General features: G+C 70.0%; 24 protein-coding genes. 5 read left to right on the plus strand and 19 right to left on the minus strand.

Annotated elements, in window-relative coordinates; all coding sequences use genetic code 11:
* Window positions 1–194: 194 nt before the first annotated feature.
* Window positions 195–1,994 carry a DEAD/DEAH box helicase gene (locus GGR24_RS16290; RefSeq protein WP_428978238.1) on the plus strand — a complete coding sequence of 600 codons (1,800 nt, stop codon included), beginning with the start codon at window positions 195–197 and terminating at the stop codon, window positions 1,992–1,994.
* A gap of 45 nt (window positions 1,995–2,039) precedes the next feature.
* Here GGR24_RS16290 and GGR24_RS16295 read toward each other — a convergent pair whose 3' ends face one another.
* The 13 genes from GGR24_RS16295 to GGR24_RS16355 all read right to left on the minus strand — a co-directional run bounded on the left by GGR24_RS16295 (window position 2,040) and on the right by GGR24_RS16355 (window position 13,587).
* The gene (locus GGR24_RS16295) at window positions 2,040–2,576 is read right to left on the minus strand and encodes a hypothetical protein (protein ID WP_183396454.1); all 537 of its coding nucleotides are present in this window, start codon (window positions 2,574–2,576) and stop codon (window positions 2,040–2,042) included.
* A gap of 26 nt (window positions 2,577–2,602) precedes the next feature.
* Window positions 2,603–3,544: a YncE family protein gene (locus GGR24_RS16300; RefSeq protein WP_183396455.1), complete on the minus strand. Its 942-nt coding sequence runs from the start codon at window positions 3,542–3,544 to the stop codon at window positions 2,603–2,605.
* Window positions 3,541–4,059, minus strand: coding sequence for an SRPBCC family protein (locus tag GGR24_RS16305; protein WP_183396457.1), 519 nt, complete (start codon window positions 4,057–4,059; stop codon window positions 3,541–3,543). Before GGR24_RS16305 ends, GGR24_RS16300 begins: the two co-directional genes overlap by 4 nt.
* A gap of 16 nt (window positions 4,060–4,075) precedes the next feature.
* A complete protein-coding gene (locus GGR24_RS16310; protein ID WP_183396458.1) occupies window positions 4,076–5,044 on the minus strand; it encodes a VWA domain-containing protein in 969 nt (322 codons plus the stop codon).
* A complete protein-coding gene (locus GGR24_RS16315; RefSeq protein ID WP_183396459.1) occupies window positions 5,041–5,601 on the minus strand; it encodes a hypothetical protein in 561 nt (186 codons plus the stop codon). Before GGR24_RS16315 ends, GGR24_RS16310 begins: the two co-directional genes overlap by 4 nt.
* Window positions 5,598–6,632: a VWA domain-containing protein gene (locus GGR24_RS16320; RefSeq protein WP_183396461.1), complete on the minus strand. Its 1,035-nt coding sequence runs from the start codon at window positions 6,630–6,632 to the stop codon at window positions 5,598–5,600. Before GGR24_RS16320 ends, GGR24_RS16315 begins: the two co-directional genes overlap by 4 nt.
* Complete coding sequence (locus GGR24_RS16325) at window positions 6,629–7,528, minus strand: hypothetical protein (protein WP_343066281.1); 900 nt, start codon at window positions 7,526–7,528, stop codon at window positions 6,629–6,631. Before GGR24_RS16325 ends, GGR24_RS16320 begins: the two co-directional genes overlap by 4 nt.
* Window positions 7,528–8,403: a DUF58 domain-containing protein gene (locus GGR24_RS16330; protein ID WP_343066282.1), complete on the minus strand. Its 876-nt coding sequence runs from the start codon at window positions 8,401–8,403 to the stop codon at window positions 7,528–7,530. The genes GGR24_RS16325 and GGR24_RS16330 overlap by 1 nt, the downstream gene beginning before the upstream one ends.
* A complete protein-coding gene (locus tag GGR24_RS16335; RefSeq protein WP_183396597.1) occupies window positions 8,400–9,452 on the minus strand; it encodes an AAA family ATPase in 1,053 nt (350 codons plus the stop codon). Before GGR24_RS16335 ends, GGR24_RS16330 begins: the two co-directional genes overlap by 4 nt.
* 217 nt (window positions 9,453–9,669) lie before the next feature.
* Window positions 9,670–9,981, minus strand: coding sequence for a methanol dehydrogenase [cytochrome c] subunit (locus GGR24_RS16340; protein ID WP_183396462.1), 312 nt, complete (start codon window positions 9,979–9,981; stop codon window positions 9,670–9,672).
* A gap of 100 nt (window positions 9,982–10,081) precedes the next feature.
* The gene (gene moxG / locus GGR24_RS16345; protein WP_183396463.1) at window positions 10,082–10,648 is read right to left on the minus strand and encodes a cytochrome c(L), periplasmic; all 567 of its coding nucleotides are present in this window, start codon (window positions 10,646–10,648) and stop codon (window positions 10,082–10,084) included.
* A gap of 46 nt (window positions 10,649–10,694) precedes the next feature.
* Complete coding sequence (gene moxJ / locus GGR24_RS16350) at window positions 10,695–11,558, minus strand: methanol oxidation system protein MoxJ (protein WP_183396464.1); 864 nt, start codon at window positions 11,556–11,558, stop codon at window positions 10,695–10,697.
* A 136-nt stretch (window positions 11,559–11,694) separates the two neighbouring features.
* Window positions 11,695–13,587, minus strand: coding sequence for a methanol/ethanol family PQQ-dependent dehydrogenase (locus GGR24_RS16355; RefSeq protein ID WP_183396466.1), 1,893 nt, complete (start codon window positions 13,585–13,587; stop codon window positions 11,695–11,697).
* Window positions 13,588–14,108: 521 nt separating this feature from the next.
* Here GGR24_RS16355 and GGR24_RS16360 point away from each other — a divergent pair.
* The 4 genes from GGR24_RS16360 (at window position 14,109) to GGR24_RS16375 (ending at window position 19,251) form a co-directional block, all read left to right on the plus strand.
* Complete coding sequence (locus GGR24_RS16360; RefSeq protein WP_183396468.1) at window positions 14,109–14,531, plus strand: hypothetical protein; 423 nt, start codon at window positions 14,109–14,111, stop codon at window positions 14,529–14,531.
* 58 nt (window positions 14,532–14,589) lie between these two features.
* Window positions 14,590–15,219 carry a response regulator gene (locus tag GGR24_RS16365; protein ID WP_183396469.1) on the plus strand — a complete coding sequence of 210 codons (630 nt, stop codon included), beginning with the start codon at window positions 14,590–14,592 and terminating at the stop codon, window positions 15,217–15,219.
* 125 nt (window positions 15,220–15,344) lie between these two features.
* Window positions 15,345–17,300: an OPT family oligopeptide transporter gene (locus GGR24_RS16370; RefSeq protein ID WP_183396471.1), complete on the plus strand. Its 1,956-nt coding sequence runs from the start codon at window positions 15,345–15,347 to the stop codon at window positions 17,298–17,300.
* Between the two features lie 163 nt (window positions 17,301–17,463).
* On the plus strand, window positions 17,464–19,251 hold the full coding sequence (locus tag GGR24_RS16375; protein WP_183396472.1) for a thiamine pyrophosphate-requiring protein: 1,788 nt from the start codon (window positions 17,464–17,466) through the stop codon (window positions 19,249–19,251).
* Window positions 19,252–19,267: 16 nt separating this feature from the next.
* Here GGR24_RS16375 and ilvA read toward each other — a convergent pair whose 3' ends face one another.
* The 6 genes from ilvA to GGR24_RS16405 all read right to left on the minus strand — a co-directional run bounded on the left by ilvA (window position 19,268) and on the right by GGR24_RS16405 (window position 25,470).
* Window positions 19,268–20,782 (minus strand): threonine ammonia-lyase, biosynthetic, encoded by a 1,515-nt coding sequence (gene ilvA, locus GGR24_RS16380; RefSeq protein WP_183396473.1) that lies wholly within the window; start codon window positions 20,780–20,782, stop codon window positions 19,268–19,270.
* 112 nt (window positions 20,783–20,894) lie between these two features.
* A complete protein-coding gene (locus tag GGR24_RS16385) occupies window positions 20,895–21,863 on the minus strand; it encodes a DMT family transporter (protein WP_183396474.1) in 969 nt (322 codons plus the stop codon).
* Entirely contained in the window at window positions 21,826–22,542 is a 717-nt protein-coding gene (locus GGR24_RS16390) for an enoyl-CoA hydratase/isomerase family protein (protein ID WP_343066283.1), read from the minus strand. The genes GGR24_RS16385 and GGR24_RS16390 overlap by 38 nt, the downstream gene beginning before the upstream one ends.
* Window positions 22,539–23,717 (minus strand): CaiB/BaiF CoA transferase family protein, encoded by a 1,179-nt coding sequence (locus tag GGR24_RS16395; protein ID WP_343066284.1) that lies wholly within the window; start codon window positions 23,715–23,717, stop codon window positions 22,539–22,541. Before GGR24_RS16395 ends, GGR24_RS16390 begins: the two co-directional genes overlap by 4 nt.
* Window positions 23,718–23,737: 20 nt before the next feature.
* Window positions 23,738–24,241 (minus strand): flavin reductase family protein, encoded by a 504-nt coding sequence (locus tag GGR24_RS16400; RefSeq protein WP_183396477.1) that lies wholly within the window; start codon window positions 24,239–24,241, stop codon window positions 23,738–23,740.
* Window positions 24,242–24,297: 56 nt separating this feature from the next.
* On the minus strand, window positions 24,298–25,470 hold the full coding sequence (locus tag GGR24_RS16405) for an LLM class flavin-dependent oxidoreductase (RefSeq protein ID WP_246398604.1): 1,173 nt from the start codon (window positions 25,468–25,470) through the stop codon (window positions 24,298–24,300).
* Window positions 25,471–25,585: the final 115 nt, after the last annotated feature.

Consider the following 25,585-nt stretch of genomic DNA (forward strand, 5'->3'; position numbering starts at 1 on the left):
ATCGCTGAGCGCGGCGCCGCCGCCCGGGACGCCCCCGGATGTCACGGAAATGCTCCGGAACCGGCGTCGGAATAGCCGCGCATATTCGCGCCTGTTCTGCTATAAGGCCGCCAATTCATATCCAGGTCATGGCTGGCTCGGACGTCGCGCGCGGCGTCGGCTCGCCGCGCCGCGTGCATCGAAAGCAGCTTCTCGTGTCCCTGCCGCTCAACGACTCCCCCCTCAGCCGGGCGCTCGCCGCCCGCGGCTATTCCGAGCTCACGCCCGTGCAGAGCGCGGTCGTCGAGGAGGCGATGTCCGGCCGGGACCTGCTGGTGTCCGCCCAGACCGGCTCGGGCAAGACCGTCGCCTATGGCCTCGCGATGGGCGAGACGCTGCTGGCCGACGGCGCGTTCGCGCCGGCCGGCGCGCCGCTCGCGCTGGTGGTTGCGCCGACGCGCGAGCTCGCCCTGCAGGTCGAGCGTGAACTCCGCTGGCTCTACGCCGAGGCCCGCGGCCGCATCGTCGCCTGCGTGGGCGGCATGGATCCGCGCGCGGAGCGCCGCCAGCTCGAGCTCGGCGCGCACATCGTCGTCGGAACCCCGGGTCGTCTTCGGGACCACATCGAGCGCCGGGCGCTCGACGTCTCCAGCCTCAAGGTCGTGGTGCTCGACGAGGCGGACGAGATGCTGGACCTCGGCTTCCGGCCGGATCTCGAGTTCATCCTCGAGGCCACTCCGGCGGAGCGCCGCACGCTGCTGTTCTCCGCCACCCTTCCGGCCGACATCGCCGCGATCGCGCGCAAGTTCCAGCGCGACGCCGCCCGCATCGTCACGGCGAGCGAGGGGCGCGGACACGCGGACATCGAGCACCGGGCGATGCGCGTGCATCCGCGCGAGATCGGCCACGCGGTGATCAACGTGCTGCGCGCATCCGACCCCACGGCCGCGATCGTGTTCTGCTCGACCCGCGAGGCCGTGCGCCGGCTGCATGCGACGCTGTCCGAAAGCGGCTTCTCGGCCGTTCTGATCTCCGGAGAGCTCGGCCAGGCCGAGCGCAACCGCGCGCTTCAGGCGCTGCGGGACGGCCGCGCCCAGGTGTGCGTGGCGACCGACGTCGCGGCCCGCGGCATCGACCTGCCCAATCTCGGGCTGGTGATCCACGCCGACCTGCCGCACGACGCGGAGATCCTGCAGCACCGCTCCGGCCGGACCGGCCGGGCCGGGCGCAAGGGGATCAGCGTGATGCTCGTGCCGCCGTCGCGTCGCCGCAAGGCCGAGACCATGATGGTCGACGCCGGCGTCACCCCGGTGTGGAGCGGCCCGCCGACCGCCGAGAGCATCCGCGCGCTCGACCAGGAGCGGCTGTTCTCCGATCCGGCGCTGAACGAGCCCGCGAGCGAGGAGGACCTCGCTCTCGCGCGCACGCTGATCGCGCGCAAGACGCCGGAAGAGCTCGCGGTGGCGCTGGCGCGGCTGCACCGCGCCCGCCTGCCCGCGCCGGAGGAAGTCTCCGATCCCGGCGAGCGCCACGGCGCTCGCGACAGCTACGTCGCCCGCGAAAGACACGGCGCAAGCGACCGCCAGCCGCGCCCGGATACGGCGCCCGCCGCCCGGCGCGCGGCCTTCGGCCCGAGCGCGTGGTTCCGGATCGCGATCGGCCGCAAGCAGAACGCCGAGCCGCGCTGGCTGCTGCCGATGATCTGCCGCCGGGGCGGGCTCACCCGCCAGGACATCGGCTCGATCCGCATCTTCGAGAGCGAGAGCCGCTTCGAGATCGCCGCCGAGGCCGCGGAAGCCTTCGCGGCCATCGCGGTGCGGGCCGGAAAGGGCGAGGCCGCCATTTCCGCCTGCGAAGCGCCGGACGGCCGCATTCCGGTTCAGGCGGAGAAGCGCGCGCCGCACGCCAAGCGTTCTCACGCGGCGCCCGGCGCCGGGAGGCCCGGCCCCCGCCCCGCCGCCCGCGTGCGGGACAAGAAGGAGGCCGCCCGGGCGGGCAAGCGCCCGGCGCGATAAGGTGACGATCTGGCTCCCGGAACGCTCCGGGAGCCAGGTCACAGGTCAGAGGGCGGAGTTGAGCTTGTCCGTGGTCTGGTCGCGGAGCTTCACGGCCGCCGCCTCCGACCCGGTCAACACCTGCACCGAGATCATGTAGGGCCGGTTGCCGTCGAAGATCGTGGTCATCGCCGCGTGGCCGCCCTGCGGGCAGGTCCCGATGCTGGTGTACTGGACCCGCTGCTCCCCGATCCGCTTCGTGGCGTAGGAGCTGAAGGAGCAGCCCGACGGCTTCATGGATTCCTCGGAGCCGTACTGATAGCTCTTCAGCATCTTCTCCGGATCGGCGATCACCGCCTTCACGTAGTCCGGGCTGGTCTTGGCCTGGCCGATGCCGAGGACGCCGCGGCCGCCGCAGGCGTCGCTCTCGCAGACGAAGGTGAGGCCTTCATCGGTCGCCGACTGCTTGCGCCAGCCCTCGCCGGGCTCGCCGATGGCGGCGCCGAGATCGAGTGGCGGAACATTCTCCAGGGATTGCGCCGAGGCCGGGCCCACGATCACGCTCGCCATGATCGCGCTCGCGACGAGAACCGCGTTACGCATTGGTCTTTCTCTCCCGATTGTCTTTGTCATTGAGCGAGCGCCGCGAGGTAGCGCGGTCCCGCCGGGGTCTTGATGAGGCTCAAGGCCTCCATGGAGCCGAGGTCGACGATCGTGACGCTGTCGTCGAACCAGTTGGCGACAGCCGCCGACCGTCCGTCCGCCGCGATCGTGACGCCCTCCGGGTACTTGCCGACCTTGATCCGGCCGAGCGGCGTGAGCTTCGCGGCGTCGAGCACCACCAGCGCCGCCTCTTCCTGTAGCGTGACCGCGACGCGCTCGCCATCGGCGGTGACCGCCACCCCGTATGGCATGCGGCCGACCGGCGTGCGCGCGAGCTCCGTCAGATTGAACGTGTCGATCACGGACAAATCGCCGCTCTGGACGTTGGCGACGAACAGCCGCGCGCCGTCGGGCGAAAGACCGAGCGCGAAGGGCGCCCGGCCGACCTTCACCTGGCCGACGCGTCGCATCGCCTTCAGATCGACGACGCTGACCGCGTCGCCCTCGCGGTCCGCCGCGTAGGCGCGGCCCCGCTTGAGGTCGAGGACGAGCCCCGCGGGCGACTTGCCCACGGAGATCGTCCCGGTGGTCGCGCCGGTCAGAGCGTCGATCCGAATGAGGCTCCCGTTGGTCCAGTCCGTGACGTAGAGCTCGCTATCCGTGGCGGCGGCCCCGAACGGGCTGCCGGCCACGTTGAACCTCTCGGTCACGGTGCGGGTGACGGCGTCCACCACGGTGACGCGGCCGCGGTCCGGATGCGTCACATAGAGCGTGCGCCCGTCGGGCCCGACGGCGATCGAGGCCGGAGCGTCGTCGACTTTCACGGACGCGCCCTCGGGGCCCGAGCGGCTCAGGAAGGACACCTCCCCGCCCGCCTGCGAGACGGCCGCGAAGGCGGCCTCCTCCGCCCGCGCCGCCGACAGCCCGATCCCGACGACGAACGCAGCCGCCGCGAGCGCCAGTCTCATCCGCCGGCTTCCAGCTTCTTCTTCAAGCCCTCGAGGCCGTTCTTGAGGAAGGAGGTCATGCCCTCCACGGCGGCGGCGTCGTCCTTGCCTTCCGGCGGCTCGTTGCCCGTGTCGGCGCGATAGAAGCGGCCCTCCCAGGTGACCTCGGAGCCGCCGTCCTTCGGAGCGATCTTGATGGCGGCGCTGTAGGAGCTCACCGGCAGGGCGTCTCCGGCGTCGCCGGACAGCCGGTAGTTGAGCTCCATCTGCTGGTCGTCGGCGACGTCGAGTCCTTCCTTGAACTCGCCGCCCTTCTTCAGCGTGACCGTGCGCTCCTGCCCGTCCACGACGCTCTTCGCGACGTCCGGATGCCAGCTCTGCAGCGCCCCGAAATCCTTGACGACCGACCAGACCTTCGCCGGCTCGGCCTTGATCTCGATCTTCTCGGCGACCTTCTGGGGGGTGGGGCCATGCGCGAAGGCCGGGATCATCGTGGCGAGCAGGAAGGCGGTCGCGAGCGGGGTGCGGATGTTCATGGGAAGCATTTCTCCTTCAGGCGGTTTGGGCGCGGCGGCCGCTTCTGCGGCGGGCCGCGAGCGGGGCGGCGTAGAGCGCGACCAGGATGGCGAGCGCCAGCCCCGCGGGAATGACGGCGAGACCGATCCGGACGGGTTTGGCGGTCGGTCGGGCGTTGGCGGCTATCGCCTCCGCAAGAGCGTCGGGCGCGCCCATCCGGGCGTAGCCAAGCCCGGTGAGACGGGCGAGCTCCTGCAGATGCGGCTCGCGCACCGAGGTGAGATGCTCCTCGCCCGCCGGCATCTCGCCGAACGGCGCGTTGCGCGCATTGTAGCCGGGCCTGGATTCGGCGTCGGCCGGCGGCGGGCCGATCCGCGACTCCTGAGGCACGTCGGACATCTCGAGGAAGCCGATCTCCCGGCCGAAATCGTCATATTTCGGGATCGGGGTCGGCTGGTCGCCTCCGACCCCGACCAGAAGGCCGCGCGCCGCCGCCGGTCCGTCGGCGTCGTAGCTCAGCGGAATATCCGTGCGCAGGGGCGGCGCTTCCTGGCCGTCGGTGAAGAACAGCACGTCGGCGTCGATCGCGCGGCCCAGCCGGAGCGCCTCGAACACGCCCGAGGACACGCGGCTGTCGCCCTCCCAGGCCATGCGCCAGGTGACGCCGCTCACCGCGCCCGCGAAGGCGGTGAAATTCTTGCAGACGTCGAGCGGGGCGAGCAGCATGAACGAGCGCCGCTCGGTGAAGACGCCGAGGCCCATCTTGGTCCCGCACGGCAGGCGGGCGGCCGCGGCGGTCAGCCTTTCCTTCACCGCGTCGAGGCGGCTCTGGGGGCGGCCGTCCTGCGTCTGATCCCGCGCGTTCATGCTCATCGTGATGTCGATGAAGGCCACAAGATTGTAGACCGGCCGTTCGGCCTGCGCGGTCGGCCCCCAGAGGGCCGCGAGAGCGAGCACAAGCGCTGCCGCCAGCGCCCAGAAGCGCAGATCGGGCCGGAAGCTCAAGGCAGCCCTCGCGGAAGGCCCGGCAGATCCGTCCAGAGCTTCTTCGGCTGACCCTGGGCTTCTTCGTCGCCGCGCTCGAGCTCGGGGAAGTCCCGCACCAGCCGCATCGCCACGTCGAGATTGTAGCGGGCGTCCCAAAGCTCCGGATCCGCCAGCAGGGCCGACCTGTAGGCCGCCTTCGCCAGACGAACCTCGGGGATCGCGGCGTCGATCTTGCTGGCCTCGACCTGCGCGATCGCGCGCCTCAGCCGGGCGTTGCCGACGTCGTAGTGGAAGCGCGCCAGCAGCAGCCGGTCTCCCCGGTCCGCGATGGGCCGCGCGTAGCCCTGCGCTTCATCGATCCGGTCGCGGATGAGCAGGTAGTAGCCGCGGGCGAACAGCACGTCCGCCTTCGCCGTCGGCGGAGGCGAGACGTCCTGATTGGCCAGAAGATCCCGGACGACCGCGCGGTCGTGAAGACGGCCATAGAGCGCCCATGCGGACCAGGCCACGCCGGCGAGGGCGGCGATGAGCGCCACGGGAAGAAGGGCGTTGCGGATCGTGGCGACGAACTTCATCGAGCCGGCTCCGGAACGCTCGCGTCGGATGGCGCTTCCTCCAGGCGTCGTTCGAGCAGCTTGGCGGCGAGCAGCAGGGCGAGGCCGAAGCTCGCGACTCCGTAGCACCAGGGCGCGAGGTCCCGCCGCGGCAGCTTCTGGCGATAGAGCGTGGGACGCTGTTCGAGCCGGTCGATCTCACGCATCGCGTCGGAGACGTCGCCGGGGCTCCGCGCCTCGAAGGCCCGGTAGGGCAGCCCGAGGCTCTTGAGGAAGATGTGCAGATGGCGCTCGGGATTGGAGAACGGCGAGTCCTCCTCGCCGGCCGCCGGCGCGTCGTAGATGCCCTTGGAGCCCTCGGTTCGCAGGAACAGCCAGTAGAGGCTCGCGGGAGACTTCGCGGCGGCGTCCCGCAGCGCGTCCTGCACGCGCCGGTCGATCACCGCGGCGCCGTCCGAGACCAGCACGATCGCCCGGGAGCTCTCGCTCGAGGACGCGTCGAACATCGAGAAGGCGAGCAGCAGGCCACGGCCGACGTCGGTCTTGGCGAGGCCCGCCTGATCGATGGCCGCGATCGCGGCGCGGACGGCCTCATGCTCGTCCGTCATCGGGATGATCGGCATCGGCGAGGTGGAGAACGCCGCGACCGCCACGCGGTCGGCGGGCCGCCGCGAGGCGAAGTCGGTCAACAGCCGGCGCGCCGCCGCAGACTTGGACTCCTCGGCGCCGTCCGGAAGGCGATTTGCGAAGGTGGAGTCCATGCTGCTCGAGCGGTCGATCAGCAGCGCCACATTGGCCCCGACGCCGCGGCGCTCCACGCTCTGCTCGCGCAGATGGAGCCCGGCGAGGCCGAGCGCGAGCCCCGCGAGCGCGATGCAGCCAGCGGCCGCGAGCGCCGCGCCGAGCCCCGCCGACAGCGGATCGTCGGGCGCAAGATCGTCTGACGGCGTGGCCGAGAGCCGTAGCGGGGACGCGAAGAACGGCAGCGCCGCCAGCGGCGCCAGCAGGAGGGCCCAGGGGTGGTCAACCCCGAGGACGCCAAGCCAGCTCACGCGCCGCGCTCCGCCCGCGCGAGATCGCGCGCGAGCCGGACCAGGGCGTCCGGCGCCAGCACGTCCCCCTGCTCCCGCCCGAAGAAGGCGCGCCGCGACGCGGCGAAGAACGACCGGATCTCCTCCGCGCGGGACGCGAAGGCGGGGTGGTCGCGCAGGAACGCGCCGATGTCCTCGCCGAGCAGACGCTTTCCCCAGGCGGCGTCGAAAGCGCGGTGCAGCCGCAGAAGCGCGGCCCGGCGCCCGTCCTCGCCGCGCCGGACGAGCCGCGCCACCTCGCGCGCGGCGGCCGCGAACGGTCGCGAGCGCCGCTTGTGGAAGGGCGGCCAGGCGCGGCTCCACGCCAGCGCGACGGCCAGCAGCGCGGCCAGCGCGGCGACGGCGATCAGCCGATCCCGCGCGGGACCGACCGGAGGAATGACTGGCTGGACGTCGGGTCGCAGGCGCTGGTCGCTTTCTCCTGCGAGACTCTGGATCGGGCGCAGCGGGGAGGTCAGGTAGCTCCACCCGCCCGCCTGCGTCTCCGCGCGGCGCGAGCCGTCCGAGACCGCGACCGTGAAGGACGGGATGGTCTGCTCGCCGGTTTCGAGCGCCGAGTAGAAGGTCTGGTACTCGGCGGCGATCCGGTAGCGCGTTCCGCCCCCGGGCGCCGCCTGCTCGGTCACGTCGATCGACCGGAGCTCCAGCGAATAGGTGAGAGGGCCAGGCCGCGGCAGGGTCGAGCCGTCGAGCTTGAAGGGCGCGTCGACGTCGACGGTCGTGGTGAGCTTCAGCACGTCGCCGAGCAGCACGCCGAACGGCCGCGGGCCTTCGGTGCGGACGCTGCGGATCTGCGCCGCCGCGGTTCCGGCCGAGACCAGCAGGACGAGCGCGGCCGCGATGGCGAGCCGGGCCACTACGCGCCTCCGGAAAGCAGATAGTCGGCGAAGGCGTCGGCGTCGAAACGGTCCACGAGATCGAAAGCCGGCCTTCCGTGACGCAGGAAGATCCGCTCGAGCTCCGCGCGCCGGCGGCGGCTCTTGTCGAGCCACGCCTCGCGCAGGGACTTGCGCATCAGCACGAGACGGCGGCGCCCGGTCTCGAGGTCGCGGGTCTCCACGAGGCCGAAGGCCGGGAGCCGGCGCTCCACGGCGCTGGAGCGCACGACGATCGGCGCCACGTCGTGACGCCACAGCCCGGCGAGCAGCGCGTCGGTGGCGGCGGAGGGCAGCAGGAAGTCCGACACCACGAACACCAGGGAGCGCCGGGCGGGAAGCTGGTCCAGGCTATCGAGGAGCCCGGCGACGCCGCTCCCCTCGCCCGGCTCGCTCCTGAGCGCGCGCCACACCTCCTCCGCGACGCCGCGCCGCCGGGTCGCCCGGATCGCGAGGTCCGCGCGCGCCTTTGGTCCGGCGGCGATCATCCCGAAACGGTCCTGTCCGCGCAGAGCCGCGTGCGCGATCGTGGCGCAGAGCTCCGCGACCGGATCGTGCTCGCCGTCGCGGGCGAAGGTCATCGACCCCGAGAGATCGAGCAGGATGAAGACGTCGATGCGGGCGCGGTTCTCGAAGCGCCGAACCTTCATGCCGCCGAGCGGATCGAGCAGCGAGGCGCGCATGTCGATGCGCCGCGCGTCGGGCAGTTCGAGCAGCGAGGCGTGACGCAGAAAGGCGCCCGCGCCTCCGGATCCGACCGCCCGGTGGGCGCCCGCCGTGACGCCCCGGGCCCGCCCGAACAGCCTGTAAGGCAGATCGCGGGGAGCCGGCGCCTCGGAGGCGCGCCCTTGGGTCACGGCGTGGGGACCCGCTCGAAGACCTGCCGGCAGAGGTCCGGCACGATGCGCTCGCGGCGCGTCTCGTAGATCGGATCAAGAAACACGCGGTGCGCCATGACGGGCCCGAACATCGCCCGCACGTCTTCGGGCAGCACCATGTCGCGGCCTTCGAGCCAGGCCGTGACGCGGGCGGCGCGCACCAGGGCGCCGACGCCGCGCGGGCTCGCGCCGCCCTGCAGCAGACGGCTCATGTCGACGCCGGCGATCTCCACGCCCGCGGCCGCTGGCGCGCGCAGCGCGTCCCACAGCGCCAGGACGTAGTTCTCGAGCGCGCGGCTGGCGTGGACGGACTCCTGGATCGCGCGGCCGACCTCGCCGAGCTGGCGGTGATCGATGACCCCTTCCGCGACGCCGCCGATCAGCCGGTCCACATCGTAGAAGCGCGGGTCGAAGACGAGCTCGCGCCGCACCTCGGGATCGGTCGGCGCGTCGACGGCGATCTCCATCAGGAACCGGTCTCGGGCCGCGGCGGGCAGTTCGAAGGTCTCTTCCTTCTCCACCCGGTTGCGGTCGGCGAACACCTGCAGGTGCGGGAACGACCATTCCTTGCCGAACGCGGTGACGCTGCGCTCGGCCATCAGCCGCAGCAGCAGCGAGTGGACCTGCGGCCGCGCCCGGTTGATCTCGTTGAAGAAGAAGACCGCGAGGTCTTCGCCATGATGCAGCACCGGCCCGGGCTCGACGCGCGGCTTGCCGTCGTCGTCCACGAAGGCGGTGTAGAGCATGTCGGTCGGCATCAGGTCGACCGTGCCCTCGATGCGCTCGAACGGCCCGCCGAGCGCCCGGGCGACGGCGCGCAGGATCGTCGTCTTGCCGACGCCGACGTCGCCCTCGAGCAGCACGTGGCCGCGCGCGAACAGCGCGACCGTCAGCAGGCGCACCACTCTGGGCTGGCCCACGACGGCGGTTCCCACCTCGCGCTCGAACGCGAGCGCCTTCTCGCGCCACTCTCCCAGCGACGCCGGCGATTGCTCGCCCCCGGCGCGCAGTTCAGCGGCCCTCGACATGGTCATGCGACGCCTCTCCTTCCGAAAGGGCGGCCGCCGTCGCCAGTCCTTCGGGACGATGAACCCGACGATCGGCGGCCGCTAGGCGCGTGTCGCCATCCCATGGAACGGTCGGAAGAGCCCGCTCCGGCGACGAGGGAGACGATCCGAATGCGCGCGGACCGCCAGGGATCGAGGAACGGCCGGCGCGCCTGTCAGGCGGCCGGCCGCAGCGAGATCAGTTCGCGCCGATCTTCTTGACGTCGTACTGGAACTTGCCGGTCTTGGCGTAGTTCTCGGCGCGCTTCCGGTTGCGCTCCTCCATCGCCTTGATGGATTCGCTCTGCTTGTTCACTTCTTTCGGATCATGCTTCGGGTCGTACTTCGACCCGACGATCTTGTCCTTGGCCGGATAGCCGGGCTTCGGCTCCCAGCACACGCCCGGCTCCTTGCAGTTGGTGCCGTCATAGGCGAGGGCCGGAGCGGCGAGCGCGACCGACGCGAACGCCGCGGCGGCCGCAAAGCCGCAGATGCTCTTGATCTTGGACATGGGCATTCCTCCTTGACGCTTAGCGCTCTCGTTCAGTCACCGGAGCAGGCGCGCGTGGCCGCTCCGTCTTCCTCGCCGCCCCCGCGGGCGGGAGATCCCCTCAGTCGACCTTGCATTCGGGCAGCGTGTCGCCCTGCGGCTTCGGCGCGTCCTTGCCGTCGAACGGCTTGAAGTTGGCCAGCTGCTTCTCGTTGAGCCAGGCGGCGTCTTCCTTCGAGCCCGTGTACATATGCCGGACCCAGGCCATCGCGAGAAGTATCTCGTCGACGTTCAGCAGATTGTACATCGGCCCCATCTGGCCGCTTGCGCCGCCGAAGATGGTCTCGAACAAACCCTTGTCGGTGTTGTTGTCCGGATAGGTCCAGTAGCTGTCGTTCAGGGCCGGCCCGATCTTGCCCTCGCCGACATGTCCGTGGCAGCCCGAGCAGGCGCCGAGATAGAGCTCCTGCGCCTTGGCCAGGCAGTTCGGCTGATCCAGGTAAGGATTCTTGCCGGTCTCGAGGAACTCCTTGAACGCCGCGACGTCCTTGCCCTCGGGGCCGGCGTCGTCAAGGTTCAGCGGCTCGCCCGTGACCGTATTGTGCAGTTCGATCGCCGCGTTCGCCGTCGGGATCGCGGTCATCACCGCCGCCGAAGCCAGCGCGGCGATCCACATCTTCCTGATCATCACTATCCAATCGCTTTCGAACTAAAGAGATACGCCCTTGGGCGCTTCACGTGCTCTGCTTCAGCAACGGAACGCCTTCGTCGCGGAGCACCTGGTCGATCTGCGGCTGAGCCTTCTTGATCGCGGCGTCGAGCGCGGCTGCGAGCTCCTTGTCGTCCTTGCGGACGCCCATCGCCTGGTCGTAGTGCAGCGGGACCTTGGTGCCGTCGGAGAGCGTGAAGTCGTCGTCGATCATCGTGACGTTCAGCGGCTTCGACGACTCCTTGACGTAGCGGGCGACGTCGGACGCGAACGCGATCGCAATGTCGGCCTCGCCGGACGCCACTTCGCTGACGAGCTTGTCGGCCGCGACTTGCGTGTACTTGTTCCGCTTGTCCTGAAAGTTCACCAGCGAAAGCTGATACGAGACCGTGTCCTCGTACTTGCCGGCCTGCTTGATCATCAGCTCGGCCGGCGTCTGGAAGCGCACCGCGAACTTGGTGAACTGGGGCTTCTCGATCGCCTGCCAGTTCGTGCCGATGTCGCCCTCGTCGGGCCGCGTGACATAGACATAGCCGGTGCGGAAATAGGGCTTCGTGGTCAGCAGCCGCTCGTCGCCCGTGTCGACGCCCAGCACGACGTCGCACAGCTTCTTGTCCAGGCCGTCGCGCACCAGATAGATCGCGGCCTTGTCGAACCAGACGAACTCGGCCTTGCGGCCCATCGCCTCCGCCACCGCGATGGCGATCTTGTTCTCGAAGCCCTTGGCGTCCTTCATCGAGTAAGGCGCTTCGACGGACGAGGCGCAGACGCGGAGCGCGCCCTGGTCCTGCGCCGCGGCCGTCTCGGCCGCCGCGGCGGCAGGCGCCGCGAGCGCCGTCGCGCTGGCTAAGAAGGCGGCGCGCACCGCATTCCAGCTGTTCGAGGTCATTTAGGCTCTCCCGGTCCCGACGCTGCTCTTCTCCGCCGAGGGCGGGGGCGCTCACGAGACATTTCCTAGAAGGTTCGGATTTCGGATCCCGCCGGCCCGGAGGCCGGCGGGATCTCGTCGCGGCCGAAGCCTGCGATCAGAGGCTCTTGCCCTTGTACTCGCCGACGTTCGGGTCGTCGTAGGGGTTCTTGCCGTCGAGCGAGAACACCATCAGGCCGCCGCCCATCTGCGTGTAGTTCTGCAGGTTCTTGAAGGCGCCCACCGAGCCGAGGCCTGCGGTCGGGTCGTTCAGGTCGAACACCAGACCGACGCCCGGCCAGCCGCCCACGCCGTAGTAGATCGCGACGTACTGGGTGCCGTTGTGCTCATACGTCATCGGATGGCCGATCACGCCGGAGGGCAGACGGAACTTCCAGACCAGGTCGCCGTTGCGGCTGTCGCGCGCCTTGAGGAAGCCGTCGAGCGTCCCGTAGAACACGAGATTGCCCGCGGTCGCCATGGTGCCGCCCCACACGGAGAAGCGCTCCATCTTCTCCCAGTCGAACTTGCCCGTGATCGCGTCATACGACTTGATCTGGCCAAGGCCCTCGTAGTTCTGACGGTCGCCCTTCGGGCCAGGATACATCCACAGGGTGGCGCCGACGAAGAACTGACCGGCGCGATACGGGAGCATGAAGGGCTCCCAGTCCATGCAGATGTGGTTGATGCCGAGGAAGAACTTCTTCTTCTCCGGATCGTACGAGTCGTGGCCCTGGTTGTGATAGCCCATGGCCGACGGGCAGATCTCGGTCGCCTTGTGGTCCATCCGGGTCGCGAACTCGGGGTCGCGGATCGGCTGGCCGCTCTTCAGGTCGACCTGCTTCACCCAGTTGACCGTGTCGTCCATCTTGTCGGCGGAGATCAGGTCGCCGTTGGTCCGGTCGAGCGTGTAGACGATGCCGTTGCGGTCCGGATGGGTCAGCAGCTTGCGCAGCTTGCCTTCCTTGTCCTTCTGCTCCGACAGCATCATCACGTTGACGCCGGCGTAGTCCCACTCGTCATGCGGCGTCTTCTGGTAGCCGAACTTGGCCTCGCCGGTGTCGATGTCGCGACCCCAGATGGTCATCGTCCACTTGTTGTCGCCGGGACGCATCGTCTCGTTCCACGGCGCCGGGTTGCCCGAGCCGTAGTAGAACAGGTTCGTCTCCGGGTCGTAGGCGTACCAGCCCCAGTTGGTGCCGCCGCCGATCTTCCAGGCGTCGCCCTGCCAGGTCTTGTCCGTGCCGAGGTTGAACTGGCCGTACTGCGGGTTGGCGCTGTTGAAGTCCTTCGCGAGCAGCAGCTCGTTGTCCGGACCGGTGGCGTAAGCGCGCCACTTCTGCGCGCCCGTCTTGACGTCGTAGGCGGTGACGTAGCCGCGCACGCCAAGCTCGGCGCCCGAGGAGCCGACCAGGACGGTGTCCTTGATGACGTAAGGCGCGATGGTGAGCGTGGAGCCGACCTTGATGTCGGAGTTCTCCATCTTCCAGAGCTCTTCGCCGGTCTCGGCGTTGAGCGCCACGATGTGGCCGTCGAGCTGGGTCTTCAGGATCTGGGCAGGATGCTTGCCGTCGCCCGGCCAGTAGGCGAGGCCGCGGTTGACGACGTCACAGCACGCGACGGCGCGGGCGGTCGGCGACTGCTTCGGCTTGTGCTGCCAGAGAATCTTGCCCGGCTCGTCGAGCGAGAGCGCGAAGGTGATGTTCGGGAACGGCGTGTGGACGTACATCTTGTTGCCGACCACCAGGGGCGTGCCCTCGTGGCCATGCAGCACGCCCGTCGAGAACGACCATGCCGGCTTCAGATTCTTCACGTTCTCCGTGCTGATCTGGGTCATCGGGCTGTAGTTCTGGGCGCTGTAGGTGCGACCAGTCATCACCCAGTTCTCATTGCTCTTGGAGAGCTCGACGAGCTTGTCGTTGGCGCGCGCCGGAAGCGCCGAGGCGGCGAGCCCCAGCGCAGCCGCCGCGACAAGCGTCGCCGCCGACGCGGAAGTTCTCAGACTGGTCATATGGATCCCCTTGCGTTTCCGGTTCGTGGAAGCGGCGGCGCTCGAGCCGTTGCTCTGGCGACGCGCTGAGACGCGATGGTCCGGAGGGCGGTGCGCCGAACCTTTTTATTGATCTGCGCGTCGGCGCTTCTTGCGTTCTGCAGCAGCGCGACTTTTAACGAACGGCAGAATGCTGTCTCGGGGGAGAGTGGAAAAATCGGGTGGGCACATTTCCCTGCCCCTTTGCCACGGCGCAGCCCGCCTTCTGGCATGCCAGTCTCATGAAAATCTCAGAGATTTTTTAGAGGCTTAGCCGCCTATCACGCCGCCATCCGGGCGCGGACGCTCAATCCTCACGGGGCGGGCGACGACGGCTGGCCACGCAGTCACTTTTGTACTATCGACGGCGCGCTGGCTCGGAGCGCGCCTCGGCGATGTATAAATATAAACTTATTAAGTTGATCCTGAGGATCTTTCTTATTATTCCGCTTTTCATCGCTCTCGCGGCTTGCGATGACGACTCCAGCGAGAAGACGCAGGCCGTGCAGCCCTTGCGCCGCGCGGCCCCGGGCGCCGGCCAGGACTGGCTTCAGGTCGGCGACAAGACCGCGCCTTCGGAATGGCTCGCGAACCGCGAGAGCGGCGGCCGCGCCGAGAAAGACGCGGCGCGACGTCTGCAGGCCGTTCTGGCGACCGCCGACGCACGGTTCTACGAAGGCAGCCGCATGATTGCGAACCGCGCCGTTCAGCTCGAGGCGATGCTGAGGGAGAACGGCGTCAACGAGGACGCGCGGACGATCATCGAACAGCTCTCCTCGATCGCGCAGGACGGCGAACACGCCGGCTTCGGCGAGACCGGCAAGCACTACGTCACGGCGCGGCTTCAGGGCGCCTCGCGCGAAGAGGCGCTCGCCTTGCTCAAGCGCAAGGGCCTGCCGGGCCCGACGACAGGGGAAGAACGATGAGCGCGCAGGCGAAGGGGCTCCGGCGCCCGCCCTTCCGCGGATTCAAAGGAGCCGACGCGTGAGCCGCGTGCTGGTGATCGACGATCATCCGATCGTGCTGCAGGGCTGCCGCAGCGTCCTGCTGGAGGCGGGCTTCGCGGAGGTGCTGGAGGCCGCGACGCCGCTCGCCGGCTATCAGCTGTATCGTCGCCGGCGACCGAACCTGATCGTGGTCGATCTCGCGATCCGCGGCGAGGGGCTGGCGGGGCTGTCGTTCATCCGCCGCCTCAGGCGGCATGACGAAAGCACGCCCGTGCTGGTGCTCAGCATGCATGGCGACCCGATCATCGCCCGCCGCGCGCTCAATGTCGGCGCGACGGGCTTCGTCCCCAAGGACGCGGGGCCCAAGACCTTCCTCGAAGCCGTCGAGAAGGTGCGCCGCAACCAGCCCTATATCGGGCACGACATGGCGGTGCAGGTCGCCCTCCTCGGCTCCCGGAGCCGGAAGGACGAGACCGACCTCACCGCCCGCGAGCTGCAGATCCTGGCGCTGCTCGGCGAAGGCAAGGCCTACGCCCAGATCGCGGACGATCTCGGCGTCAGCTACAAGACCGTCGCCAACACCTGCTCGACCCTGAAGGACAAGCTCAAGGCGACGACGCTTCAGGATCTGGTCCGTATCGCCGTGATGCGCCGCGTGCACGGCTGACGCCGCGCCAAGGGGAGTCCGCCGGGCTTCCGGGTCCCGCGCCAGCCCGCTAGGCTCGTGGTCGGCCAGCCTTGCGGCGACGACCGGCGCCTGCGGGGCGTCCTGGCGAAGGGCGGAGCGGCATCATGGCGGGTCGGACGGACCTCTCCGCGCACGGCCGCGAGCTCACGCTGCGGGGCGTCGCCCTGGGCGGCCTCATCACGGTCGCCTTCACCGCCGCCAACGTCTATCTCGGCCTCAAGGTCGGCCTCACCTTCGCGACCTCGATCCCGGCGGCGGTGATCTCCATGGCGGCTCTCCGGGCCGTCGGCGGCGCGACGATCCTCGAGAACAACATCGTCCAGACGGTGGCCTCGGCGGCCGGCACGCTGTCGGCGATCATCTTCGTGCTGCCCGGGCTCGTGATCATCGGCTGGTGGACCGATTTTCCCTATCTCACGAGCGCCGCGGTCATCGGGCTCGGGGGAATCCTTGGCGTGATGCTCTCGGTCCCGCTGCGGCGCGCGCTGGTCACCGGGTCCGACCTGCCCTACCCGGAAGGCGTTGCGGCGGCCGAGGTTCTGAAGGTCGGCGCTGGTTCGGGCCAGGGCGCGGAGGAAAACCAGCGCGGCCTGCGGATGCTGCTGCTGGGCTCGCTCGCCTCCGCGGCCTTCGCCGTGGTCGCGAACACCCGGCTGATCGCCGCGGAGGCCGCCGTCGCGTTCCGGGTCGGCGCGGGCGCGACCTCCGTGTCGGGCAGCTTCTCGCTCGCGCTGATCGGAGTCGGCCATCTCGTCGGCGTCTCGGTCGGGCTCGCGATGTTCATCGGCATGCTGATCAGCTGGGCTGTGCTCGTCCCGGTCTCCACCGCCGCGCACGGATTGACCGAGCCCCTCTCCGTCCTTGTGTCCCAGACGTTCCGTGGCGATGTCCGGCTGATCGGAACGGGCGTCATCGGGGTCGCGGCGCTCTGGACGCTTCTCAAGATCCTCGGGCCGATCGCGAACGGCGTCCGCACGGCGCTGGCGGCCGCCCGGTTGCGCCGTGAACAGGGCGACCGGCTCGACCTCGCCGAGCGCGACCTGCCGATCGCCGTGGTGGGCGGTGTCATCGGACTCGCGATCGCGCCCATCGCCATCCTGCTGTTCGGCTTCGCGACGGGCGCGCCGGTCGCGGCGAATCCCTGGCCGATCGTGATCGGCTCGGCGGCGTACATCCTGATCGCCGGGACCGTGGTGGCGGCGATCTGCGGCTACATGGCGGGCCTGATCGGCTCGTCCAACAGCCCGATCTCGGGCGTCGGCATTCTGGCGGCGCTCGGCGCGGCGCTGCTGCTGGCGGCCGCCTATGGCGCGGGCGGCCCGCCGGACCGGGTTCAGGCGCTCGCCGCCTACGCCCTGATCACCACCGCGATCGTGTTCGGCGTCGCGACGATCTCGAACGACAATCTGCAGGACCTCAAGACCGGGCAACTGGTCGGCGCCACGCCGTGGCGGCAGCAGGCGGCGCTCGTCTTCGGCGTTATCTTCGGCGCCCTGATCATCCCGCCGGTGCTGAACCTGCTGAACGGCGCCTTCGGCTTCTCGGGCGCGCCCGGCGCCGGCCCCAACGCGCTCGCCGCCCCGCAGGCGACGCTCATCGCCGCCCTCGTCAAGGGCGTTCTGGGCGGCGACCTCGACTGGAGCCGGATCGCGATCGGCGCCGCCATCGGCGCGACGGCTGTCGCGCTCGACGAGGCGCTTGGCCGCGCGGGCAGGATGCGCCTCCCGCCGCTCGGCGTCGGCATGGGGGTCTACCTGCCGATGTCGATCACGCTGCTGGTCCCGATCGGCGCGGCGCTGGGCTGGCTCTACGGGCGCTGGGCGTCGGGCGCGCGCGATCGGGAGCTCGCCGGGCGGATGGGCGTGCTGATGGCGACCGGGCTGATCGTCGGCGAAAGCCTGTTCGGCGTCGTCTTCGCGGGGCTGGTGGCCGGAACGGGGAACGAGGCGCCGCTGGCGCTCGTCTCCCCGCACCGGCTCGCGGAGCCCCTTGCGGCCGCGGCGTTCGCGGGCGCGATCGCGCTGCTCTACGCCGCCGCGCGCCGGGCCGCCGCGCGCTGATCCGACGCCAGCACGACAGCGGCGCGGCGCTGCTCCATGCGGCGTCCGACCGCGCCTTCCGGCGCTTCTCGCGGGGCCACGCGCAGGAACCGACGCGCGGCCTGCGATGTTGCCTAGGCATCCCGGCGCCCCGGCGACGCCCCCGCACATGGAGACCTCCACCATGGCCACCACGGTCGGCGACTATTTCTGGGAGCGGCTGAAGGCCTGGGGCGTCACGCGCGTCTTCGGCTATCCGGGCGACGGTATCAACGGGCTGCTCGGCGCGCTCGGCCGGCGCGACGGCGACATCGAATTCGTCCAGGTCCGCCATGAGGAGATGGCGGCCTTCATGGCCTCGGCGCACGCCAAGTTCACGGGCGAGCTCGGCGTCTGCCTCGCGACCTCGGGGCCCGGCGCGTCGCACCTCATCACCGGGCTATATGACGCGCGGCTCGACCACATGCCGGTGCTGGCGATCGCCGGGCAGCAGGCGCGCACCGCGCTCGGCGCGCATTACCAGCAGGAGGTCGACCTCAAGTCGATGTTCAAGGACGTCGCCGGCGCGTTCTGCGAACAAGCGACGGTTCCGGGTCAGGTGCGCCATCTGGTCGACCGCGCCTGCCGGATCGCGATCGGCGAACGGCGCGTCACCGCGCTGATCTTCCCGAACGACCTGCAGGAGCAGGCTTACGAGGAGCCGCCGCTCGCGCATGGCGCGGTGCAGTCCGGGGTCGGCTATTCGCGGCCCAGGGTCGTGCCGTTCGACCACGATCTCCAGCGCGCCGCGGATGTCCTGAACGCGGGCGAGAAGGTCGCCATGCTGGTCGGCGCCGGCGCGATGCAGGCGACCGACGAGGTGGTGCAGATCGCCGAGCTGCTCGGCGCCGGCGTCGCCAAGGCGCTGCTCGGAAAGGCCGCGCTGCCGGACGACCTGCCTTACGTCACCGGCTCCATCGGCCTGCTCGGCACCCCGGCGAGCGCGAAGCTGATGGAAGGCTGCGACACGCTGCTGATGGTCGGCACCGGCTTTCCGTATTCGGAGTTCCTGCCGGCGCCGGGCCAGGCGCGCGCAGTGCAGATCGACCTCGAGCCCGGCATGCTGTCGCTGCGCTATCCGGCCGAGGTTCCGCTCGTCGGCGACGCCGTCGAGACCCTGCGAGCGCTGATCCCTCTGATCAAGGCCAAGCAGGACCGCTCCTGGCGCAAGTCGGTCGAGAAGAGCGTCAGGGCCTCCTGGGAGACGATGGCGAACCGCGCGCTTGCGCCGGCCGAGCCGGTCAACCCGCAGCGCGTGTTCCACGAACTGAGCCCCCGCCTCCCGGACCATGCGATCCTGACCTGCGACAGCGGCTCCTGCGCCAACTGGTACGCCCGCGACCTGAAGATCCGCCGCGGCATGATGGCCTCGCTGTCGGGCGGCCTCGCCTCCATGGGCGCGGCCGTGCCCTACGCGATCGCGGCGAAGTTCGCGCATCCGGGGCGTCCGGTGATCGCCATGGTGGGCGATGGCGCGATGCAGATGAACAACATGGCCGAGCTCATCACGGTCCAGAAATACTGGCGGGATTGGGCGACGCCGAACTTCGTGGTGATGGTGCTCAACAACCAGGACCTCAACCAGGTCACCTGGGAGCAGCGGGTGATGGAGGGCGACCCCAAGTTCGAGGCGACCCAAGTCCTGCCGGACGTGCCCTATCACCGCTTCGCCGAGCTGATCGGCCTCAAGGGCCTGTATGTCGACGATCCGGAGGCGCTCGGCGCCGCCTGGGATGAAGCGCTCGCCGCGGACAGGCCTGTGGTGCTCGAGGTGCGCACCGATCCGGACGTGCCGCCGATGCCGCCGCATCTGACGCTGAAGCAGATCCGCAACTTCATGACGGCCTGGCCGCGCGACCCGAACGCCGGAGCCATGCTCAAGAACACCGCCCGCCAGGCGCTCGCCTCGGTGTTGCCTACGGGGAAGGACTGACTGGGGCCCGCGCGCGTCAGCTCGGGCCCAGGAACATCCTGTAGGCGGCGTTCTCGGACTCGTCCTCGTAGGGATAGCCGAGGCTCGCGATCTTCTCGTCGAACCTCGGCCGGTCGGCGGCCGGCACCTGAAGGCCCACCAGCACCCGTCCATAGTCCGCGCCGTGGTTGCGGTAGTGGAACAGCGTGATGCTCCAGTCCGAGCCCACCGCCTCCAGGAACCGGAGCAGCGCGCCCGGGCGCTCGGGAAACTCGAAGCGCAGCACGATCTCGTCCGAGATGCCCTGCCCGCGGCCGCCGACCATGTGGCGGATGTGCAGCTTCGCGATCTCGTCCGAACTGATGTCCAGCACCGAATAGCCGGCGGCCTCCATCCCCGAGATCAGCTGGGGCTTCTCGCGCGCGGCGTCCGTCAGCTTCAGCCCGACGAACACATGCGCGGCGGAGCCGGAGGCATAGCGGTAGTTGAACTCCGTGATGGTCCGGCCGCCGATCATCTCGATGAAGCGCCGATAGCTGCCCCGCTCTTCGGGAATCGTCGCCGCAAGCAGGATTTCGCGCGCCTCGCCCACCTCGGCCCGCTCGGCGACGTGCCGCAGGCGGTCGAAGTTCATGTTCGCGCCGCTGTTGATCGCGATCAGCGCGCCGCGCGGCTCGCCGCCGCGCGCGGCGTACGCCTTGAGGCCCGCGAGCGACAGCGCGCCGGCCGGCTCGGCGAGGACCCGCGTGTCCTCGAAGATGTCCTTCACGGCCGCGCAGATCTCGTCGGTGTCGGCGGTGAGCACCTCGTCGAGCAGTTCGCGGCACAGGCGGAAGGTCTCCTCGCCGACCTGCCGGACCGCCACGCCGTCGGCGAACAGACCCACGCGCGGCAGCACGACGCGCTCGTTCGCCGCGAGCGCGGCCTTCATGGATGCGGCGTCGGCGGGCTCGACGCCGACGATCTTCACCTGCGGCCTCAGATATTTGACGTAGGACGCGATGCCGGCCGCCAGCCCGCCGCCGCCGATCGGCACGAACAGCGCCTCGATCGGCCTCGGGTGATCCTGCATGATCTCGACCCCGATCGTGCCCTGCCCGGCGATCACATGCGGATCGTCATAGGGGTGGACGAACGTCATGCCGCGCTCCGCGCCCATCATGCGGGCGAACGCGTAGGCGTCGTCGAACGTGTCTCCGTGAAGCAGGACCTCGCCGCCGAAGTGCCGCACGGCGTCGATCTTGATCGGGGGCGTCGTCACCGGCATCACGATCAGCGCCTCGACGCCGAGCCGCTGCGCCGACAGCGCCACCCCCTGCGCGTGATTGCCCGCGGACGCGCACACGACGCCGGCCCGCCGCTCGTCCTCCGACAGGCGCGCGATCCGGTTGTAGGCGCCGCGGATCTTGAACGAGAACACCGGCTGCATGTCCTCGCGCTTCAGGAGGACGTCGCGGCCGAGCCGCGCCCCCAGCCGGGTCATGCGGTCGAGCGGCGTGTGCGTCGCGACGTCATAGACGCGCGCGTCGAGGATCTCGCGAACGTAATCCATCCGGCTGCTTGCTCCCTGGGCGCGGCCGGCTCCGCCCTGCGGAAAGTCCAGGCCCGCCCGTAGAGGGGCTCTAGGCGAGGATGAGGAGCTTGCGCAAGCGCGGCCGGCTGGCTCAGTCCGCGGCCGGGCGCCCCGGCGAGAGCGGCGTTCCGCGCTGGGTCACCACCAGAGCGACGCCCGAGAGCACGAGAACCATGGCCGCGACCGCGGCCGGGGTGATCGCCTCGCCGAGGATGGGCGCTGCGGCGAGCACGCCGATCAGCGGCACCAACAGCGAGCCGGTGGCGGCGGTCGAGGGCGAGAGGCGCCGGACCGCGGCGAACCAGGCGAGATAGCAGAGCCCCATCGGCACGGCGGTCATGTAGATCCAGGCGGCGAGGCCCGTTGCGCTCAGGGCGCCGAGGCGGGGCTGCTCGAAAGCGAGGCTCAGCACGATCATCGGGGCGCTGCCGAGCCCGACCTGCCAGGCGGTGTTGGCGATCGGCGGCAGCGGCACCCCGCCGCGCCCCGTCACGGTGCCGATGGCGAACAGCACCGCGGCCGCGAGCGCGAAGGCGACGCCGGGGAGCTTCGCCGCGTCGAAGGCCGCAAGGCTGTCGCCGAACAGGATCAGCGTGCCGGCGAGGCACAGCACGAGCGCCAGCGTCGATCGCAGGCTCGGGCGCGCGCCCAGCACGGGCCACGCGAACAGCACCGCCCAGACCGGCATGGTGTAGACCAGCAGCGCCGCCTCGCCGGCCTTGAGCCAGAGCAGAGCGAGCGTCGAAAAGCCCATGAAGGCGAAGACGTTGGTGAAGGCGGCCCAGGCCAGCCGCCATCGCGACCCGCGCGCCGGAAGGAGCCGCTCGCCCTTGAGCGCGGCCAGCGTTGCGAGCACGGCGGCGGCCACGAGTCCGGCCGATCCGCGCGCGAACAGCGGCGGCCATTCCTGCAGCAGCAGCTTGACGATGGGCCAGTTGAGGCCCCAGCCGAGCGTCGCCACCAGCAGGCAGGCGACGCCCGCGCGGTCGATCCGCGCGCGCGTCAGCTCCGCGGGCGCGATCTCAGCGGCCGGCGTTGCGGTAGCGCGCGATCCTGTCATGAAGACCGTCCGGCATCACCGAGCGCACCAGATCCGCCATGTCGGCGTCGCGCGTGTCCGCGCCCGTGAGCGCCAGAAGGCGCTCGGCCGTCTGCGCCGGCAAGCCCTGGTGAGCCGCGACGATCTTCTCGGCCTCGGCCTCGAGCTCGGAGCGCTCGACCAGATGGGTCAGCAGGCCGAGGCTCAGCGCCTCCTCGGCCCCGATGGTGCGGTTCTCGAGCAGAATCGCGCGCGCCGCGTCCTGGCCGACGACCCGCGCCAGATGCCGCGTGCCGAGCGCCACCCCGAAGCGGAAGCCGGGGAAGCGAAACCGGGCCTCGCGGGAGCCGATCCGGTAGGCGCAGGAGGCCGCGAGATCGGCGCCGGCGCCGAACGCCGCCCCCCCGACGAGCGCGATCGTGACCACCGGCGCATGGCGCACGGCCTGCAGCAGCGTCTCGATCCGCACGAAGCGCAGCAGCAGGTCGCCCTGGCTCTGCTCCTCGACGCCGGTGAAGTCGAAGCCGCCGCAGAACGCCTTGCCTTCGCCCATGAAGGCGATCGGCTTGCTGTCCGGCAGCGCCGCCTCGAAGCCGGCGAGCAGCGCGTCGACGGTCGCGGCGTCGAGCGCGTTCGCCTTCTCGGGCCGGTCGATCGTCAGCGTGCGGAACGCTCCCGCGGCGGCGGAGCCGGCCCTCACAGGGCCTTGGCGTAGCGGCGTTCCGTCCATTCGCTCATCACCTCGTCATTGTGCTCGCCGAGCCGCGGAGGCGTCCGCGTGATCTCGAACTCGTAGTCCGTCAGGCCGATCGGGAAGCCGACCGTCTTGGCTTCGGCGCCGTTCGGCATCGTCACCGGCTGCAGCCAGCCCATCTCGTCGACATGCGGGTCGGAGAGGATGTCGGCGAAGTCGTTGATCGGCGCGCAGGGCACGCCCCTGGCGTCGAAGTCCGCGAGCCATTCGGCGGCCGTGCGGGTCGCGAAGATCGGCTCCAGGATCGCGGCGAGCTCGTTCTGGTTCTTCGCGCGCAGCGACTGCGACGTGAAGCGCGGATCGTCCGGCAGGTCCGGCCGGCCGACGATCGCGCAGGTGTCCCGCCACAGCTTGTCGTTGCCGGCCGCGATCGTGAACGGCTTGTCGGAGGCCTGGAACCCCGCATAGGGCGCGTTGCGCGGATGAGCCGAGCCGAGCCGGCGCGGCGCGACGCCGGTGCCGAAATACTCGCTGGTCTGCAGCGCCGAGATGCCCAGCAGCGAGCCGAGGATCGAGCAGTCGACATGCGCGCCCTTGCCGGTCTCGCGCGCCCGCATCACGGCGGCCAGGATGACGTAGCCGGCATAGAGGCCGGTGGCGAAGTCGCCGACCGGCACGCCGCACTTGACCGGAGCCCGGCCCTCTTCGCCGGTGACGCTCATCAGGCCGCTGATGGCCTGCGCGGTGACGTCGAACGCCCCCTTCTGCGAATAGGGCCCGGTCTGGCCGTAGCCGGTGATCGAGCAATAGACCAGCCGCGGGTTGCGCGCCTTGAGCTGGTCGTAGCCGAGGCCGGCCCGCTTCAGCGCCCCGGGGCGGAAGTTCTCGATGAACACGTCGGCGTTCTCGACCAGCTCGTAGAGCTTCGCGAGGTCGGCCTTGTCCTTGATGTCGAGCGCGATCGACCGCTTGTTGCGGTTGAGCGAGGTGAAATTGCCGCTGAACTCGCCTTCGCCCTCGTCGCCGGCGTGCAGCGGCGGCCAGCCGCGCATGCCGTCGCCGCCGTCGGGACGTTCGACCTTCACCACGTCGGCGCCGAGATCAGCAAGCAGCATGCCGGTGAACGGCCCCGCCGCGATCTGCGCGAATTCGAGCACCCGCAGGCCCTCAAGAGGTCTCACGGACGCTGCGCCGTTCATGCTCATGCCACCAGCCTTTCGCATTCCAGCGCCGCATACGCGCCGCGATGATAGAGCAGCGGCTCGCCGCCGTGCACATGCACCTTGGCGACCTCGCCGATGATGATGGTGTGATCGCCGCCCTGGCAGATCTCGGAGAGGGTGCATTCGGCCGCAGCGAGCACGCCGTCAAGCAGGGGGCTTCCGAACGCGCCCATCTTGTATCCGACCGTCTCGAACTTGTTCGGCTGCTTGGAGGCGAAGATCCGGGAGACCTCCGTCTGCTCCCGGGCCAGGAAATGCAGCCCGAAATGCCCGCTCCCGAGCAGCGCCCCGAGCGTGTTCGACTTGTGGTCGAGGCAGATCAGGAACAGCGGCGGGTCGAGCGACAGCGACGTCACCGCGTTGATCGTCACCCCGCACAGCTCGCCTTCGGGACTCTGGGTGGTGACCACGGCGACGCCCGTCGCGAAGTGGCCCGCGAAGGCGCGCAACTCATTCGAGGTGATCTGGTCGGAGACGCACATTTGGGATGAACCTCCCGGAAACGGCGGTGCGGAGACTGGGGTGGCGAAGGCGGGAATCAGGCGGCCGCGGCGAGCGGCCCCTCCAGGCGCAGCCCGGCCTGCCGCATCAGCGGCAGCACGCGTTCGCCGAAGAACTTCAGGTCGGGCAGGAAGTCATAGAAGTTGACCTGGACGCCGTCGATGCCGGCGGCCTTGAGCCGCTTGAAGCCGTCCACCACCTGCTCGGGCGTGCCGACGATGTGGACGTTGCCGCCGATCGTCCACTGCTCCTTGGTGGCGGCCTTCCAGGACGCCTGATCGCCGCCCGCGAAGGTCTGGTAGAAATTCTGCGCCGCGACCGGGTCGGCGTTCTCCAGGATGGCGTTGTACTGGGCCCAGGCCTCGGCCTCGGTCTCGCGGCAGATGACATGCGGGTTGATCAGCGTGCGGACGTCGCGGCCGATCTCCTGCGCCGCCGCCTTGATCTTGGCGGTGTGGGCGGGCAGCGCCTCGCAGGCCTTGTCGAGATTGGCGCCGGCGGGGCTCGTCACGAAGATCAGGTCGGAATGCTTGACCGCATAGGCGAGGCCCGCGCCCGAGGACGAGGCGTTGACCAGCAGGCATTTTCCGCCGGCCGGCTTCGGCGCGATGAAGGCGTCCTTCATCTTCCAGAAGCGGCCGTCGATCGTGATGTTCTCGTCCTCGGACCAGAGCCGCTCCATCATGGTCACGAACTCGTCGGCCATGACGTAGCGATGGTCGTGCTCGATCGGCTCGAGCCCGAACATCTCGAACTCGCTCTTCTTGTAGCCGGTGACCATGTTGAGGCCCCAGCGGCCGCCGCTCATCTCCGAGATGGTGGCGCCGAACTTGGCCAGATGCAGCGGATGCCAGCCGTAGAGGATGTGGACCGTGGAGACGAGCAGGATGCGCTTGGTGAGCGCGGCGAGCCCGGCGGTGACCAGCAGCGGATCGGTCGCCTGCTCGCGGAACTTCATCTCGCCGCCATAGCCGCCCTTGCCCATCCACTGGGCGAGGCCGAAGACGAGGTCGAAGCCGAGGCGCTCGGCCTCGATGGTGCAGCGAGCGTTGTAGTCGAAGGTCCAGGAAGTCTCGCGCGGGGCCCGCGACGGGCTCCAGGCGCCGGACTGGATCGGCAGGAAGAGGCCGAGCATCAGGGGATTGCGCTTGGCGGCCTCGAGCGGCGAGAGGGCCGCGTCCTCACCGCGATGATTTTGATCGAGCATCATGCGCTCTCCCATGGTTCCGCGCGGGTTGCGCCCCGGCGCTGATCTTCTCCGGACCACGGCGATGCCGCGTCGGCGCCTCTGATCAGGATAGTAGGCTTCGCGTTTTTCGATTGAA

It is taken from the genome of Hansschlegelia beijingensis, from assembly GCF_014196425.1.
GTDB classification, from domain to species: Bacteria; Pseudomonadota; Alphaproteobacteria; order Rhizobiales; family Methylopilaceae; genus Methylopila; species Methylopila beijingensis.